Consider the following 13,064-nt stretch of genomic DNA (forward strand, 5'->3'; position numbering starts at 1 on the left):
TGCCAGAGGCTGGTGGTTTGCAACGATGTTTTAATTTAAGATTTTTCGTCCGACTCAACGAACAAAAGCATCGGAACTTGAACATGTCTGATCTCAAACAAGCTGCGCTTGACTACCATGAGTTTCCCCGTCCCGGTAAATTGGCGACTGAGGTAACCAAGCCCACTGCCACTGCACGTGATCTGGCGCTGGCCTACAGCCCCGGTGTTGCAGAGCCAGTACGTGAAATCGCCAAGGATGCCGAAAACGCTTACCGCTATACCGGTAAAGGCAATCTGGTCGCAGTTATTTCTGACGGTACCGCTATTCTGGGTCTGGGTAACCTGGGTCCACTGGCCAGTAAGCCGGTAATGGAAGGCAAATGCCTGCTGTTCAAACGCTTCGCCGGTATCGATGGCGTCGATATCGAAGTGAATGCTGAAAGCCCTCAGGCTTTTATTGATACCGTTGCCCGTATCGCTGACACCTGGGGCGGCATCAACCTTGAGGACATCAAGGCGCCAGAGTGCTTCGAAATCGAGCGCGCCCTGATCGAAAAATGCTCTATTCCTGTGTTCCATGATGACCAGCACGGTACTGCTATCGTGACCGCTGCGGGCATGCTGAACGCTCTGGAGCTGCAAGGTAAGACTATTGGTGAGGCCAAGATCGTCTGCCTGGGCGCTGGCGCTGCTGCCGTGGCCTGTATGAAGCTGCTGGTCAGCTGCGGTGCCAGGCTGGAAAACATCTACATGCTCGACCGCAAGGGTGTGATTCACAGCGAGCGTGATGATCTGAACCAGTACAAAGCCATGTTTGCGACTGTCACTGACAAGCGCACCATGGATGACGCGATTGCAGGCGCGGATGTGTTTGTCGGCCTGTCAGGCCCTGACCTGCTGTCGCCTGCACAGCTGAAGGCGATGGCGCCTAACCCTATTGTCTTCGCCTGCTCCAACCCTGACCCAGAAATCAAGCCTGAGCTGGCGCACTCTGTGCGTGACGACGTGATCATGGCCACTGGCCGCTCTGATTACCCGAACCAGGTCAACAACGTGCTGGGCTTCCCCTTCATCTTCCGTGGTGCGCTGGACGTACGTGCAACACGTATCAACGAAGAAATGAAGCTGGCCGCGGTAAATGCACTGAAGGATCTGGCGCGTGAAGAAGTGCCTCAGGATGTGCTGGCTGCCTACGGTCTGCAGAGTCTGAGTTTTGGTAAGGAATACATCATTCCCAAGCCCATGGACAGTCGTCTGCTGGGTGCGGTGGCAGGTGCTGTGGCTAAAGCGGCGGTCGATACCGGTGTTGCCCGTTTGCCCTTCCCCGAGAACTATCCGCTGAACAGCGTCGCAGACGTCAAGTAAGTTCCCGGTAGTACTTGTGAAAAGGCCGCCCTGCGTGATCAGGGCGGCCTTTTTATTGACTAAAAACTTGCTGGTTTGTAGGTGCTTCGCACCCTGTGCAGATCAGCGCATCAGAACAGGTCTTCAGGCCGGATCTCTTTCTGTACCTGCCCCTGAGCATTAAGGTGCAGCTCTGGTGGTGCCAGTTCTGACTGGAACAGTTCGAAGATGCCATCGCTGCCGGGAGCCGCGCGCTCACCGGTCTTGGGGTCAATGCGCACACTGACAATGCCATCTGGCTGCTGGCGAGGTTCCTCTGGCATGCCTTTGAGGGCAACAGCCATATAGTCCATCCATGCCGGCAGAGCCGCCACGGCACCGAACTCGCGACGGCCCAGGGTGCTGGGCTGATCAAAACCGACCCAGACGCTGGTGGCAATACGGCTGTTATAGCCAGAGAACCAGGCATCAACCTGATCATTGGTGGTGCCGGTTTTCCCTGCCAGATCACTGCGCTTCAGCGCAGCAGCGCGGTGGCCAGTACCACGACGGATCACGTCCATCAGCATATCCGTCAGCAGGTAGTTCACTCTGGGGTCCATGATCTGCTTGGCGACCGGGTGACCATCAGGGGTGACCTCCTGGCTGCTGGTAATGCAGCTGGGACAGGCCTCGGTGGCGGTATTCTCCACCAGTACCTTGCCGTCGACATTCTCTACCCGGTTAATCAGATAGGACGATACCTTGTAGCCTCCGTTGGCGATGGACGCATAGCCGGTAGCCACTTCCATCGGTGTCAGAGAGGCGGTACCCAGTGCCAGCGACAGGCCGCGCGGAAGGTTGGCGGGATCAAAGCCGAAACGGCTCAGATAGTCGATGCCAGTTTCAATGCCAATGGCACGCAGCAGCCGTATAGACACCAGATTACGTGACATGTATAGCGCTTCACGCATGCGTGTCGGGCCATAGAACTTGCCGCCCGAGTTTTCCGGGCGCCACGCGCCGCTCGCCAGACTGGGGTCGTTATAGACAATCGGGGCATCGTTAATGATTGAGCCGGGAGAAAAACCATTTTCCAGTGCAGCCGCATAGATAAAGGGTTTGATATTCGAGCCGGGCTGGCGGCGAGCCTGAGTGGCACGGTTGAAATTGGAGTAATAGAAGTTGAAGCCACCACTCAGTGCCATGATGGCACCATCTTTAGGATTGAGGCTGACCAGTGCACCCTGCACCACGGGAAGCTGTGACAAGGTCCAGATCACATCGCCCTGCGGGTTGTCTTCCGCATTGTCGGCAAACGCCTGTTGCTGGCGCACCCGGACAACGTCTCCTACAGTAACTATGTCAGCAGCTTGCTTGGGAACCGGACCAAGGCTGTTAACATTAATGTTCTTGCGCGCCCATTTCAGACCGGACCAGTCGACGGTGACTTCGCTATCATCGGCCAGGCGTACCTGAATCTGCTTGTCCTGCACCTGGGTAACCACTGCGGGCATCAGGCCACTGTAGCTTGGAATGGATTTCAACTGCTTTTGTACGGTGGCACTGTCCAGTGTGCTCAGGTCCCAGTGCTGCTCAGGGCCACGGAAACCGTGTCGGGTTTCATATTCGAGCAGTGCATTGGCGAGCGCCTGCTGAGCAGTTTCCTGCAGATGGCTGTCCACGGTGGTGAACACGCGGTAACCGCCTTCGTACAGGTCGGGGAACTTGTCGAGCAGTTCGGCTCGCGCCATCTCGGCGACATAGGGCGCATCCAGCTCAGGCTGGAGACCATGATAGCGGGCGGTGTTTGGTTCTTTGATGGCCTGTTCATAAGCCACGTCATCAATGTAGCCGAGGTCCAGCATGCGACCAAGAATCCAGTTGCGACGCTCCATGGCACGGTCCGGGTTGGCTATTGGGTTATAGGCGGACGGCGCCTTGGGTAACCCGGCAATCATAGCCATTTCTGCCAGACTCAGGTCGCTGATGGACTTGCCGTAGTACACCTGTGCCGCCGCTTCGATGCCATAGGCGCGGTTGCCCAGATAGATTTTGTTGACATACAGCTCGAAGATTTCGTCCTTGCTGAGCTCCTGCTCCATCTGCAGTGACAGCAAAATCTCGGAGAACTTGCGGGTAAAGGTCTGCTGGCGTGTCAGAAAGAAGTTGCGTGCCACCTGCATGGTGATGGTGGAACCACCGCCCTGGATATGACCAGTCTTGGCCAGCTGGACGAAGGCGCGCAGCAGGCCTTTGACATCAATACCGTGATGAGTTTCGAAGTTGGCGTCTTCTGCGGCGTAAAAGGCTTTGACGAAGGTTGGAGGAATAACGTCATAATCCACAGGGGTACGGCGTTTTTCGCCAAACTCGCCAATCAGCTTGCCGTCTGCACTGTAAATGCGCAGCGGTGTCTGCAGTTGAACTGTACGCAGGGTCTCTACATCGGGAAGTGTGGGCTCCAGGTGCTTGTAAATGGCGAAAGTGGTGAGGGCACCTAGAATAATTCCGGCAAGAGTCAGCCAGATGAGCCAGCGGAACAAAGCTCTCAGCATGAGTAACGAGTCCTGGTAAGTATTTGAGCGTATGCGGAGGAGGCCCTATTCTAACAGGCCAACTGTACAAGTCATGGTCGATAGTCAGACAAATATTGTGCAGACATGTCGCGAGTGACCAAATTTTACACAGAGGCATGGGGTGTGACCTAGACAAAAAGAAAATTTTTTCTATACCATGCAGTTTATGTGTATGTGTAACTTCTTCGTATCACTTTAAGTGTCTATATTTAGAGTGAATTCCAGCTAATTCCAGCATAAGGAATTGCATGTGCCGTCGTGGTTCAAAGGTTTCAGACAACAGTCGCTGCTCGGAATCGATATAGGTACCACCGGTATCAAACTGGTAGAGCTGGCTCGCAAAGGCAAACAGTATGAACTGCTGAGTTTTGCTGTGGTGCCTTATACCAATGGCCAGATGATCGATCCCATGCTGCCTGAGGAGGAGATCGTCAGTACCACTCTGCAGGAGGCGGTGAAGATCGCTGGATGCCAAAGCCGGCGTGGTGCCATCGCTGTCAACAGTGCATCCGTAATCAGTCGGGTGGTGGAAGTGCCGGTCGACGCGGCAGACGATGAGGTTGAGCAAAGCATTCGCGATCAGGCAGACCAGATCATTCCCTACTCTCTTGATGATGTCATTCTTGATTACAGCGCGCTGGACCAGGAGCCCAGGAATGGCCTGCAGTCGATGTTTCTGGTGGCTGCCCGCCGTGATCAGGTGGAGACACAGGAGCGGTTGCTGCTGGCGGCAGGGCTGGAATGCCGTCTGATTGATGTGGATACCTTCGCGATTGGCCGCTCCCTTCAATACAGTCTGGCTGCTCAGCAACAGCGCCCAGCGGAAGGCCTGATCATGCTGCTCGATATCGGTGCCATGCGCTCGGTTCTCTATGCCTTTGACGGTGAGCGGGTGGTGTACTCCCGCGAACACGATTTCGGCGATCACCAGCTACGTCAGCCCCCAGTGACCAATCCATTTGAATACGAAGAGTACGGCGAGAGTTCGTCCGCTGCATCTGGTGCCATGAACGAAGCCGAGCGCTATCAGCAACTGCTGGGGCATCAGCTGGAACGAGCACTGGAGCTGTTCGCTGAAGCGCAGCCGGAAAGCCTGATCGGGTGCCTGGTGCTGGCTGGCGGCGGCGCCTGTCAAAAAGGATTAACCCCTGCCTTGTCCAAGCATCTGCAACTGAAAGTCGTGCAGGCCAATCCCTTGGCCGGAGTGAAACGCCCCGGAAAACTGGATGCTGAGCTGCAGCAGCGCGCACCCTCGCTAATGACGGCGTGTGGACTGGCAATGCGGGTCGGCCAGGAATGGGGGAGCTGAACATGAGAATCAACCTGCTCCCCTGGCGTCAGGAACGTGAAGAACTACGCAAAAAATATTTCAATCAGGCAATGCTGGGAGGTCTTATCGTCGCCGCACTTTGCCTGGCTGGCTACTGGCAGTGGCGCAATATGCAGATTGATATTCAGCAGGGCCGAAACCAGTACCTGAAGGCGCAGATTGCCCGACTGGATAAACAGGCAGGTGAGTTGCGCAGTATTCAGGATCGCCAGCAGCTGTTGCTGGACCGCATTGATGTTATCAACGGACTGCAGGCTGAGCGGCCGGTGATGGTGAATCTGCTCGCCGATGTGGTGCGGGATGTACCGGAGAAAGTCTTCCTGACAGCGATGAAGCGCAGTAATGATCAGGTGGCTATTCAGGGTAAAGCGCAGAACAACCTGCAGGTTTCCAGCTTCCTGCGAACGCTGGATCAGGGTGAGCGCTTCCATTTACCCAATCTGTCGAGAGTGGCCAAGGCTGATAGCCCGGCAGGCTGGATGGACTTTGATCTCAAGGTCGACCTGCAGAAACCCAAAGCCGCTGAGCCAACTGAGGGGGTGAGCAATGGCAAAAAGCAATAACCTCGGACGGGCATTCAAGCGTGCTTTCCATGGCTTTGATGCCAACAATCTGGACTTCAGTCAGGCGGGTAGCTGGCCTGTAGGGCCCAAGGTCATTGTTGTTGTACTGATTTTTGTACTGACCCTGGCTGCAGGGTACTTCCTCGTGCTCAGTGATCTGGATGACCAGTATGACGCCATGGTCCGAGAAGAGCCGCGGCTGAAAGAACAGGTCACCAAGAAAAGTGAGATGGTGGTTGGTTTGCCAATGTATAAGGCGCGTCTGGAGGAAATCGAGGCGCGGTTCAAGGTATTGCTGCAGCAGCTGCCACTCAAGCAGGAAGTGCCTGGCTTACTGGATCAAATGACCAAGCTTGGCCAGAACGCGGGATTAACTTTCCGCCAAATTGACCTGCAGCCAGAGCAAAAGTCGTCCTTCTATCAGATATTGCCGATCAAGATCACCGTATTCGGCGCCTACCACGCCATTGGTGAGTTCATCTATGGTCTGGCTGCTCTGCCACGTGTGGTGACCCTGCATGACTTTGACCTGACGCCTCAGGCTGATGGCTCGTTGCAGTTGGTATTGCAGGCACGCACATATCGCTTCGAGGAAGAGGATGAGCAGGCAGCAAGCAAGCCTGCAAACGGCAGCAATACCAGCAAAAAGGCAGCCAAACCATGATCAGACTGATGCTCGGTACGATGATGGTTGCCAGTGTACTGTTGGTGCAGGGCTGTACGCCGCAAGTGCCACTGGATGATCTGAAAGCCTTTGTCGACAAGGCTGGAAAAACGCAGCCCAAGCCGTTGCCGCCGTTGCCGCCGTTGCCTGAGTACAAACCTGCCCAGTACGACGTCACGACTCTGCGCGAGCCTTTCACTAACCCGGATATCAAGGTGGTGCAAAAGGCAGATATTGAAGAGTCTGATATTCATCCTGATACCAACCGGCCCAAAGAGGCGCTTGAAGCCTATGATCTCGACTCATTGAGCTTCGTTGGATTAATGAACAAAGGTGGCAAGGAGTTCGCTCTCGTTCGTGATCCTCAGGGAGCATTGCATCTGGTGGCTGAGGGCAACTACATGGGCAAGAACTTTGGCCGCGTAGTGGCTATCCGGGTTGAGCAGGGCAAGGCCATGAATGATCAGTTAGGTACCAAGCCTCCCCTGCAGGGGCAGCTTGAGTTGGAAGAAATTATCTCGACCAGTGATAACCGGTGGCGCAGTCGCCCCCGCGTAATATCAATGCAGTTCGAAAATAACTAAGCAGTCGATAAGGTAAGGGGGTTGAGGTGATACGGAGATCGGAACATAGCCTGTTGTTCTTGGTGCTGGTCATGTGTCTGGGCCTGCTTAGTCAGCGTGCTGCTGCACTGCAATTGAAGGATGTTCGGGTTTCTCCAGCAGGAAAGCCGCTGATGATCAGCCTCGATTTTGATAGCAAACCCGAGCGGGTCAGAGTGACGCGCAGTGAGGATCCTCCCCTGACCCGCCTGACCGTGGATCAGGCAAGTAATGGGACGGGACAGACCAGCTGGAAGAATCTCAACCCGGCGTTGCGCGATATTACGGTTGATAACGACAGCGGCGGTCTGAAAGTCAATGTCGAACTGCGCGAAGCCTCTGCGATGCAAACCCGTATTAATGGCAACACCATCGAAGTGGTGCCTGCTGAGGCGGAGACCGATGCGACGGCGTTACCTGATGTCAGCAACGATGATAATGCCGGGTTGGTATTTGAACGTGGTGACAGCGGTGAAGGTAAGCTGCGAATCATGCTGCCTGACCCCAATGTGCATGTCAGTGTGCAGGAAGAGGGTGCGGACATTCGTGTTGAGCTGGACGGTGATGTGCTGCCGGAAGTATGGCAGAAACACTACGACGTGGCTGATTACGGCACGACGGTCAGTGCCATTGATGCGCGCCGTGTATCGTCTTCACGTGGGGTGATTGCCATTCACCCGGTAAAAGGCAAACGTCTTGAGTTTGTAACCTATCAGGATGGTCTGGAACTAGTTGTTGAAGCACGCCCCAAAGAGCCGTTGCAGCGCAAAGTGGCAACCTATGATGGAGAGCGCATCAGTCTGACCTTGCAGAACGTTGATGTGCGGCGCGTGCTGCAGTTGATTGCCGAGTCACAGAACAAGAACGTACTGATCAGTGATGGTGTGCAAGGCGAAATCAGTGTCAACTTCCAGAAAGTGCGCTGGGATGAGGCACTGGACATGGTGCTGCGTTCACGCAAACTGTCCAAGCGTGAACAGGGAGATATCTGGCTGATTGGGCCAGCCGCAGAACTGGCTGATTATGAACGTCAGGATCTGGAGCAGAAAAAGCAGCTGGAAGATCTGGCGCCGCTGGAGATTGACTATATCCAGATCAACTATGCAAAAGCATCTGATCTGGTCAAAGTGCTGGAAACCGAAGGGACTGACACTAACAAGAGTCGATTCCTGTCGGCCCGTGGCAGCGTGACTGCAGATCCACGCACCAATATTCTACTGGTACAGGAAACTTCGGATCGCCTGAACAAGATTCGTGAGATTGTTGCCAAACTGGATCGACCCGTACGGCAGGTGCAGATTGAGGCACGAGTTGTCATTGCCAAAGATGGTTTCAGTAAGCAGCTGGGCGTGGCCTGGGGTGGGACCAGTACCAAGACAAGCGGCAGCAACAGCCTGATCCTCGGTGGTTCGACGGACACGATCGTTCAGCGAGCTAACCAGCTGGCAGGTAACGATGATGATGTTGAGTTCCCCGGTGCACTGGCAGTGGATATGGGTCTTGATGATGTTGACAGTGCTACTTCGCTGGCGCTGGGTTTCTACAATGGCTCCAACCTGCTGTCTCTGGAACTGTCGGCCTACCAGAGTGACAGCAAGATCGAAATTGTTTCGCAGCCCAAGTTGATTACCACCGACGGCAAGAAGGCGCTGATCGAGTCAGGCACTGAGATTCCTTACCAGACTGTACAGAATGATGAGGTGAGCATTGAATTCAAGAAAGCGGTGCTGTCGATGGCAGTCACGCCACAGATTACCCCGGATAACCGTCTGATCATGGATCTGGATATCAGCAAGGACTCCAAAGGAGAAACGCTGAGCGATGGCAACTTTGCAATAGATACCAACCACCTGCAGACTCAGGTATTGGTCAATAACGGTGAAACGCTGGTGCTGGGTGGTGTGTTTGAGGTCAATACCGAAAACAGCGTGATCAAGACACCGTTCTTCGGCGATATTCCCTACATCGGACGTCTGTTCCGGAAAACCGTCAATAGCGAAGACAAAGCGGAGTTGTTAATATTCATCACGCCTAAACTGGTCTCAGACGTAAATATTCCTTAATCATCGGGCGTCCTATGCACCCGCAGAAAAATCTTGTGCTTGTAGGGCCGATGGGGGCGGGTAAAACCACCATCGGCCGTTTGTTATCTCAGACACTATCGCTGGAGTTCATTGACTCCGACCGGGAAATTGAAGAGCGTGCCGGTGCCAACATTCCCTGGATCTTTGATGTTGAGGGGGAGGAAGGGTTCCGTCGTCGTGAGGAACAGGTCATCGAGGATCTGGTACAGCGTCCGGGTATGGTGCTGGCTACCGGTGGCGGTGCAGTGATTCGCGACCGCAACCGTAATGTATTGAAACAGCGGGGCTTTGTGGTTTATCTGCATACTACGGTGGCCCAGCAACTGGAACGTACTGCCAAGGATAAAAACCGCCCGCTGTTGCAGACTGAAGACCCATCCGCTGTGCTTTCTCGACTGTTCGCCATGCGCGATCCGTTGTACCGGGAAGTGGCCTCTCTCATCATCAATACGGACAAGCGCAGTCCACGTGCAGTTGTGAACGAGATTGTCAGAAAGCTGAAGGCTGCCCATTGGTGTGACTGATGGCTGTCGTGTAGCTGATCAACCTACTGGTCTGCAAGGCGCAGTGCGTCTGGCTTTGTAGGCCCCGATAGAGTAATGGTAAGTCTATGTTGACCCTGAGTGTCGCTTTGGAAGAGCGTAGTTATCCGATTTTTGTGGGTCGGAATGTGATCGAACAGGCGGAGCTGTGGTTGCCCTACATCCGCAGTCACCAGGTGCTGATCGTCACCAACGCCACAATCGCGCCGCTCTATCTGGATCGGGTCAAGGCACAGCTCGCAGGCAAGCAGGTCGATGAGGTCATTCTGCCGGACGGTGAGGGCTATAAGACACTTGAGTACGTCAACAAAATTTTCGATGTGCTGCTGGCGAAAGGGCACAACCGTACCACTACGCTGATCGCGCTGGGCGGAGGCGTAGTAGGTGACATGACTGGCTTCGCTGCCGCCAGCTACCAGCGCGGTGTCGACTTTATCCAGATTCCTACTACTTTGTTATCGCAGGTGGATTCCTCTGTTGGCGGCAAGACGGGCGTTAATCATCATCTGGGTAAAAATATGATCGGCGCTTTTCACCAGCCGCGTGCGGTGTTGGCTGATCTGACTACTCTGGATACGTTACCTGAGCGTGAGCTCTCTGCAGGCCTTGCTGAGGTGATCAAATACGGCCTGATTATCGACGCCCCCTTCCTGCAGTGGCTGGAAGACAACATGTCTGCGCTGTTGCAGCGAGATACCACTGCGTTGGCTTATGCCATTCACCGGTCCTGCGAGATCAAAGCCGATATCGTGGCACAGGATGAGCGGGAAGGTGGGGTGCGTGCCCTGCTCAATCTGGGCCACACCTTTGGTCATGCCATCGAAGCTCATCAGGGTTATGGCGCCTGGTTGCACGGTGAGGCTGTGGCGGCAGGCACCATGATGGCCGCTCGCATGTCAGCTAAATTGGGCTGGATCAGTGCTGCTGATCTGACCCGCACCGAACAGGTCTTGCTGGCTGCCGGATTACCAGTCAAGGCACCGGCGGATATGAATGAAGACGATTTCATGCGCCGTATGGCGGTGGATAAAAAGGTTATGCATGGTCAGCTGCGGCTGATTTTGTTAAAAGCATTGGGAGAGGCTGTAATCACTGGCGATTATCCGGTGGAGGCTTTGAGCGCTACCCTGGCTGAGTCGGCGTAAGTCAGGCGCTACATGCAAGCGTATACGGGGCAAACGATATGAGCCATCAAACGGACGTGCTGCATCGCTTTGGGCTGAGATTCAATCCCTTCGTGGATGAGATCATGCCCGAGGATGCCTTTCTGACTGATCAACGCAGTCAGTTACTGGATAAACTCAGCCATCTTAGTCGCTACAGCCAGTTTGTACTGGTAGTGTCCGGTGCGCACGGCATCGGTAAAAGTACTTTCCTCAATCAGTTGCTGCCCGGCAGTGATCCAGTGATGCGCCCGGTTGTGTTGCGCTTGCAGCATGAAACCGGACCGGCGCAGATGGTGACCAGTCTGGTTCAGGCGGCGCGCGTCGATCTCGATGGTGAGGTGCATTTCGAGGCACAGGTTCAGGCCTTGCAACAGCATGCATTGATGCTGCGTGAGCTGAATCGCATGATGCTGATTCTGATCGATGATGCTGAGCTGTTGACCGATGCCGCGCTCGACGTATTGTTCACCCGCCTGATGCAGACGCCTGACCCGGCTGCCAGCCCTCATATTATCCTGCTCGGCCAGCCAGACATGCTTGGTCGGCTGGGTAGCCCACGATTACAGTCGGTACTGGCAGGTCGAAGCCATCATGCGGCGCTTGATGCTCTGAGTCTGGATGAGACCGAGGCCTATATTCGTCACCGTATGGAGCTGGCGGGTTTGCATGGTGAGGTGCCTTTCACCATGGCGAACTACAGTCGTATTCACCAGTTGTCAGGTGGCAATCCTGCACAGATTAACCGTATTGCGCAGGCCATGCTGATGGAGCTGGGCGGTGCCGCTGCACAGGCCACGGGACGCAGTCGTGCTACCGTCAACCCCGCTGCTGCGGCAGTCAGCTCTTTGAGCCGTCTGCAGTTGCCATGGATGCACATTGCTGCCGTAGCCATTCTGGTGCTGACCATTGGTGGGGCGTTCCTGCTGAGTGATGGCAAAAGTGCTGACGAGCAGCAGGTCGCGCTGAATCAGCAAGTGCAAATTCCCTTGCCCAACGGTATCGCACCCGCAACGACGACCGCTGAGCCGACGCAGGCGGGCGCAGCTCCCGTGGCCCCTATGCCTGCTGCACCACCCACCCCGGAGTCTCCCCTGAGTCTTTCTGAACGACTGGCATTGCAGGAAGCGAAGCTGGGTATCAACAATGGTCAGGATGACACCATGCCTCCGCCGGACAGTGCTGTTGATCAGATTCCGGTTCCTGTTGCGCCGGCGCAGGTACAGAGCACGCCTGTACAACCTGCTCAGGTGGCCAGGCCAGTACAGCCAAGTAAGCCCGTGGTTGCGGCTCCACCGAAGGTTGAGCAGCCAGTGGCCCAGCCTGTACGTCAGGCGACGCCGACCGTAGCGGCTAAACCTGCGTCAGGTGGCAGCGCCTATCGCCGGGACGCCATGGTCAAGGGATGGAATCCCGGGGGCTATACCCTGCAAATGCTGGGGTCTCGCAGTGAGCAGGGGGCTATCGATTTTATTCGTCAGAATGGCGGAGCGAATGAGTTCTCCTACTTCCAGACAGAATACAAAGGGCAGCCCTGGTATGTTGTTGTATACGGTGAGTATGCCTCGCGGGATGCCGCTCAGACTGCTGCCAACCGTTTACCGGCCAGTCTGCAGAAGCAAAAGCCCTGGCCCCGCTCCATTCGTGGTGTGCAGCAGGAAATCAGATAAAACAAAAAAAGGTTGCCAAAGGAGCAACCTTTTTTGTTTCTGTATTGATGCAATTACTGGTCTGGTGCAACCCGGTTTTTGAGGTGCTCTTTAGCTGGCTTGTTTGTTATATCCGTATTCCGAAAAATAGTTCTTGGGGAATTATAAATATATTAATAGTTGCTCTTTCTGTAGCTGCTCTTTTTGCTGCATCTGCAGAGATAAATGTTATTAGAGCAATGATCGTAAATGCCGATAGTATTCCTTTTTATTATTTGCTGAAGGAATTAACCGTTCGGGTGAATAAAAGTGACTGATCGCCACTGTGGCACTGGTGTGTACAGGCGTCTTCATGGTGCAGGTTGAACCAATCTGGCGCATGCTGTGGTGGCTTATGACAGATATCGAAGGTAAATATTTCGCGCTTAATTCAACAGGCGTTAAATATTTCATATATGCGACCGTAATTTTGCTTTGCTTCTTAGACTAATGGCCAATTGGCATTCAACTTGCTGAAATTTTTCAGTCTTCTCACTTGCTCCTGCAAAAAAATCCTTGCTAGGATGTTTATCCTTTTGCCCATT

The 13,064-nt window shown here is 54.5% G+C and carries 11 protein-coding genes; 10 read left to right on the forward strand and 1 reads right to left on the reverse strand.

Annotated elements, in window-relative coordinates:
• The first annotated feature begins 83 nt into the window (after positions 1-83).
• On the forward strand, positions 84-1,346 hold the full coding sequence (locus QCD60_RS13635) for a malic enzyme-like NAD(P)-binding protein (RefSeq protein WP_279786166.1): 1,263 nt from the start codon (positions 84-86) through the stop codon (positions 1,344-1,346).
• 110 nt (positions 1,347-1,456) lie between these two features.
• Here the strand turns inward: QCD60_RS13635 and QCD60_RS13640 are convergent, their stop codons facing one another.
• Entirely contained in the window at positions 1,457-3,862 is a 2,406-nt protein-coding gene (locus QCD60_RS13640) for a penicillin-binding protein 1A (protein WP_279786168.1), read from the reverse strand.
• 271 nt (positions 3,863-4,133) lie between these two features.
• On the opposite strand from QCD60_RS13640, the gene pilM reads away from it, so the two are divergent.
• The 9 genes from pilM to QCD60_RS13685 all read left to right on the forward strand — a co-directional run bounded on the left by pilM (position 4,134) and on the right by QCD60_RS13685 (position 12,797).
• Positions 4,134-5,192 (forward strand): type IV pilus assembly protein PilM, encoded by a 1,059-nt coding sequence (gene pilM, locus QCD60_RS13645; protein WP_279786170.1) that lies wholly within the window; start codon positions 4,134-4,136, stop codon positions 5,190-5,192.
• A 2-nt stretch (positions 5,193-5,194) separates the two neighbouring features.
• Complete coding sequence (locus QCD60_RS13650; protein WP_279786172.1) at positions 5,195-5,776, forward strand: PilN domain-containing protein; 582 nt, start codon at positions 5,195-5,197, stop codon at positions 5,774-5,776.
• Complete coding sequence (gene pilO, locus QCD60_RS13655) at positions 5,760-6,440, forward strand: type 4a pilus biogenesis protein PilO (protein ID WP_279786174.1); 681 nt, start codon at positions 5,760-5,762, stop codon at positions 6,438-6,440. The genes QCD60_RS13650 and pilO overlap by 17 nt, the downstream gene beginning before the upstream one ends.
• Positions 6,437-7,024, forward strand: coding sequence for a pilus assembly protein PilP (locus QCD60_RS13660; RefSeq protein WP_279786176.1), 588 nt, complete (start codon positions 6,437-6,439; stop codon positions 7,022-7,024). Before pilO ends, QCD60_RS13660 begins: the two co-directional genes overlap by 4 nt.
• Positions 7,025-7,176: 152 nt before the next feature.
• Positions 7,177-9,105, forward strand: coding sequence for a type IV pilus secretin PilQ (gene pilQ / locus QCD60_RS13665; protein ID WP_279786178.1), 1,929 nt, complete (start codon positions 7,177-7,179; stop codon positions 9,103-9,105).
• A gap of 14 nt (positions 9,106-9,119) precedes the next feature.
• Positions 9,120-9,650, forward strand: a complete 531-nt coding sequence (gene aroK / locus QCD60_RS13670) for a shikimate kinase AroK (RefSeq protein ID WP_104155880.1) — start codon at positions 9,120-9,122, stop codon at positions 9,648-9,650.
• An 86-nt stretch (positions 9,651-9,736) separates the two neighbouring features.
• Positions 9,737-10,813: a 3-dehydroquinate synthase gene (gene aroB, locus QCD60_RS13675; protein WP_279786181.1), complete on the forward strand. Its 1,077-nt coding sequence runs from the start codon at positions 9,737-9,739 to the stop codon at positions 10,811-10,813.
• A gap of 38 nt (positions 10,814-10,851) precedes the next feature.
• On the forward strand, positions 10,852-12,501 hold the full coding sequence (locus tag QCD60_RS13680; RefSeq protein WP_279786183.1) for an SPOR domain-containing protein: 1,650 nt from the start codon (positions 10,852-10,854) through the stop codon (positions 12,499-12,501).
• 47 nt (positions 12,502-12,548) lie between these two features.
• Positions 12,549-12,797, forward strand: coding sequence for a hypothetical protein (locus QCD60_RS13685; RefSeq protein ID WP_279786185.1), 249 nt, complete (start codon positions 12,549-12,551; stop codon positions 12,795-12,797).
• The last annotated feature ends 267 nt before the right edge of the window (positions 12,798-13,064 follow it).

Origin of the sequence: Pokkaliibacter sp. MBI-7 (genome assembly GCF_029846635.1) — a bacterium.
Classification (GTDB): domain Bacteria; phylum Pseudomonadota; class Gammaproteobacteria; order Pseudomonadales; family Balneatricaceae; genus Pokkaliibacter.

Bases quoted from the DNA above. Each gene is read 5' to 3' on its own strand.
- QCD60_RS13680 (WP_279786183.1), top strand. From the start codon at position 10,852: ATGAGCCATCAAACGGACGTGCTGCATCGCTTTGGGCTGAGATTCAAT.
- pilQ (WP_279786178.1), top strand. From the start codon at position 7,177: ATGATCAGCCTCGATTTTGATAGCAAACCCGAGCGGGTCAGAGTGACG.
- aroK (WP_104155880.1), top strand. From the start codon at position 9,120: ATGCACCCGCAGAAAAATCTTGTGCTTGTAGGGCCGATGGGGGCGGGT.
- QCD60_RS13660 (WP_279786176.1), top strand. From the start codon at position 6,437: ATGATCAGACTGATGCTCGGTACGATGATGGTTGCCAGTGTACTGTTG.
- aroB (WP_279786181.1), top strand. From the start codon at position 9,737: ATGTTGACCCTGAGTGTCGCTTTGGAAGAGCGTAGTTATCCGATTTTT.
- QCD60_RS13650 (WP_279786172.1), top strand. From the start codon at position 5,195: ATGAGAATCAACCTGCTCCCCTGGCGTCAGGAACGTGAAGAACTACGC.
- QCD60_RS13635 (WP_279786166.1), top strand. From the start codon at position 84: ATGTCTGATCTCAAACAAGCTGCGCTTGACTACCATGAGTTTCCCCGT.
- QCD60_RS13640 (WP_279786168.1), bottom strand. From the start codon at position 3,862: ATGCTGAGAGCTTTGTTCCGCTGGCTCATCTGGCTGACTCTTGCCGGA.
- pilO (WP_279786174.1), top strand. From the start codon at position 5,760: ATGGCAAAAAGCAATAACCTCGGACGGGCATTCAAGCGTGCTTTCCAT.
- QCD60_RS13685 (WP_279786185.1), top strand. From the start codon at position 12,549: ATGCAATTACTGGTCTGGTGCAACCCGGTTTTTGAGGTGCTCTTTAGC.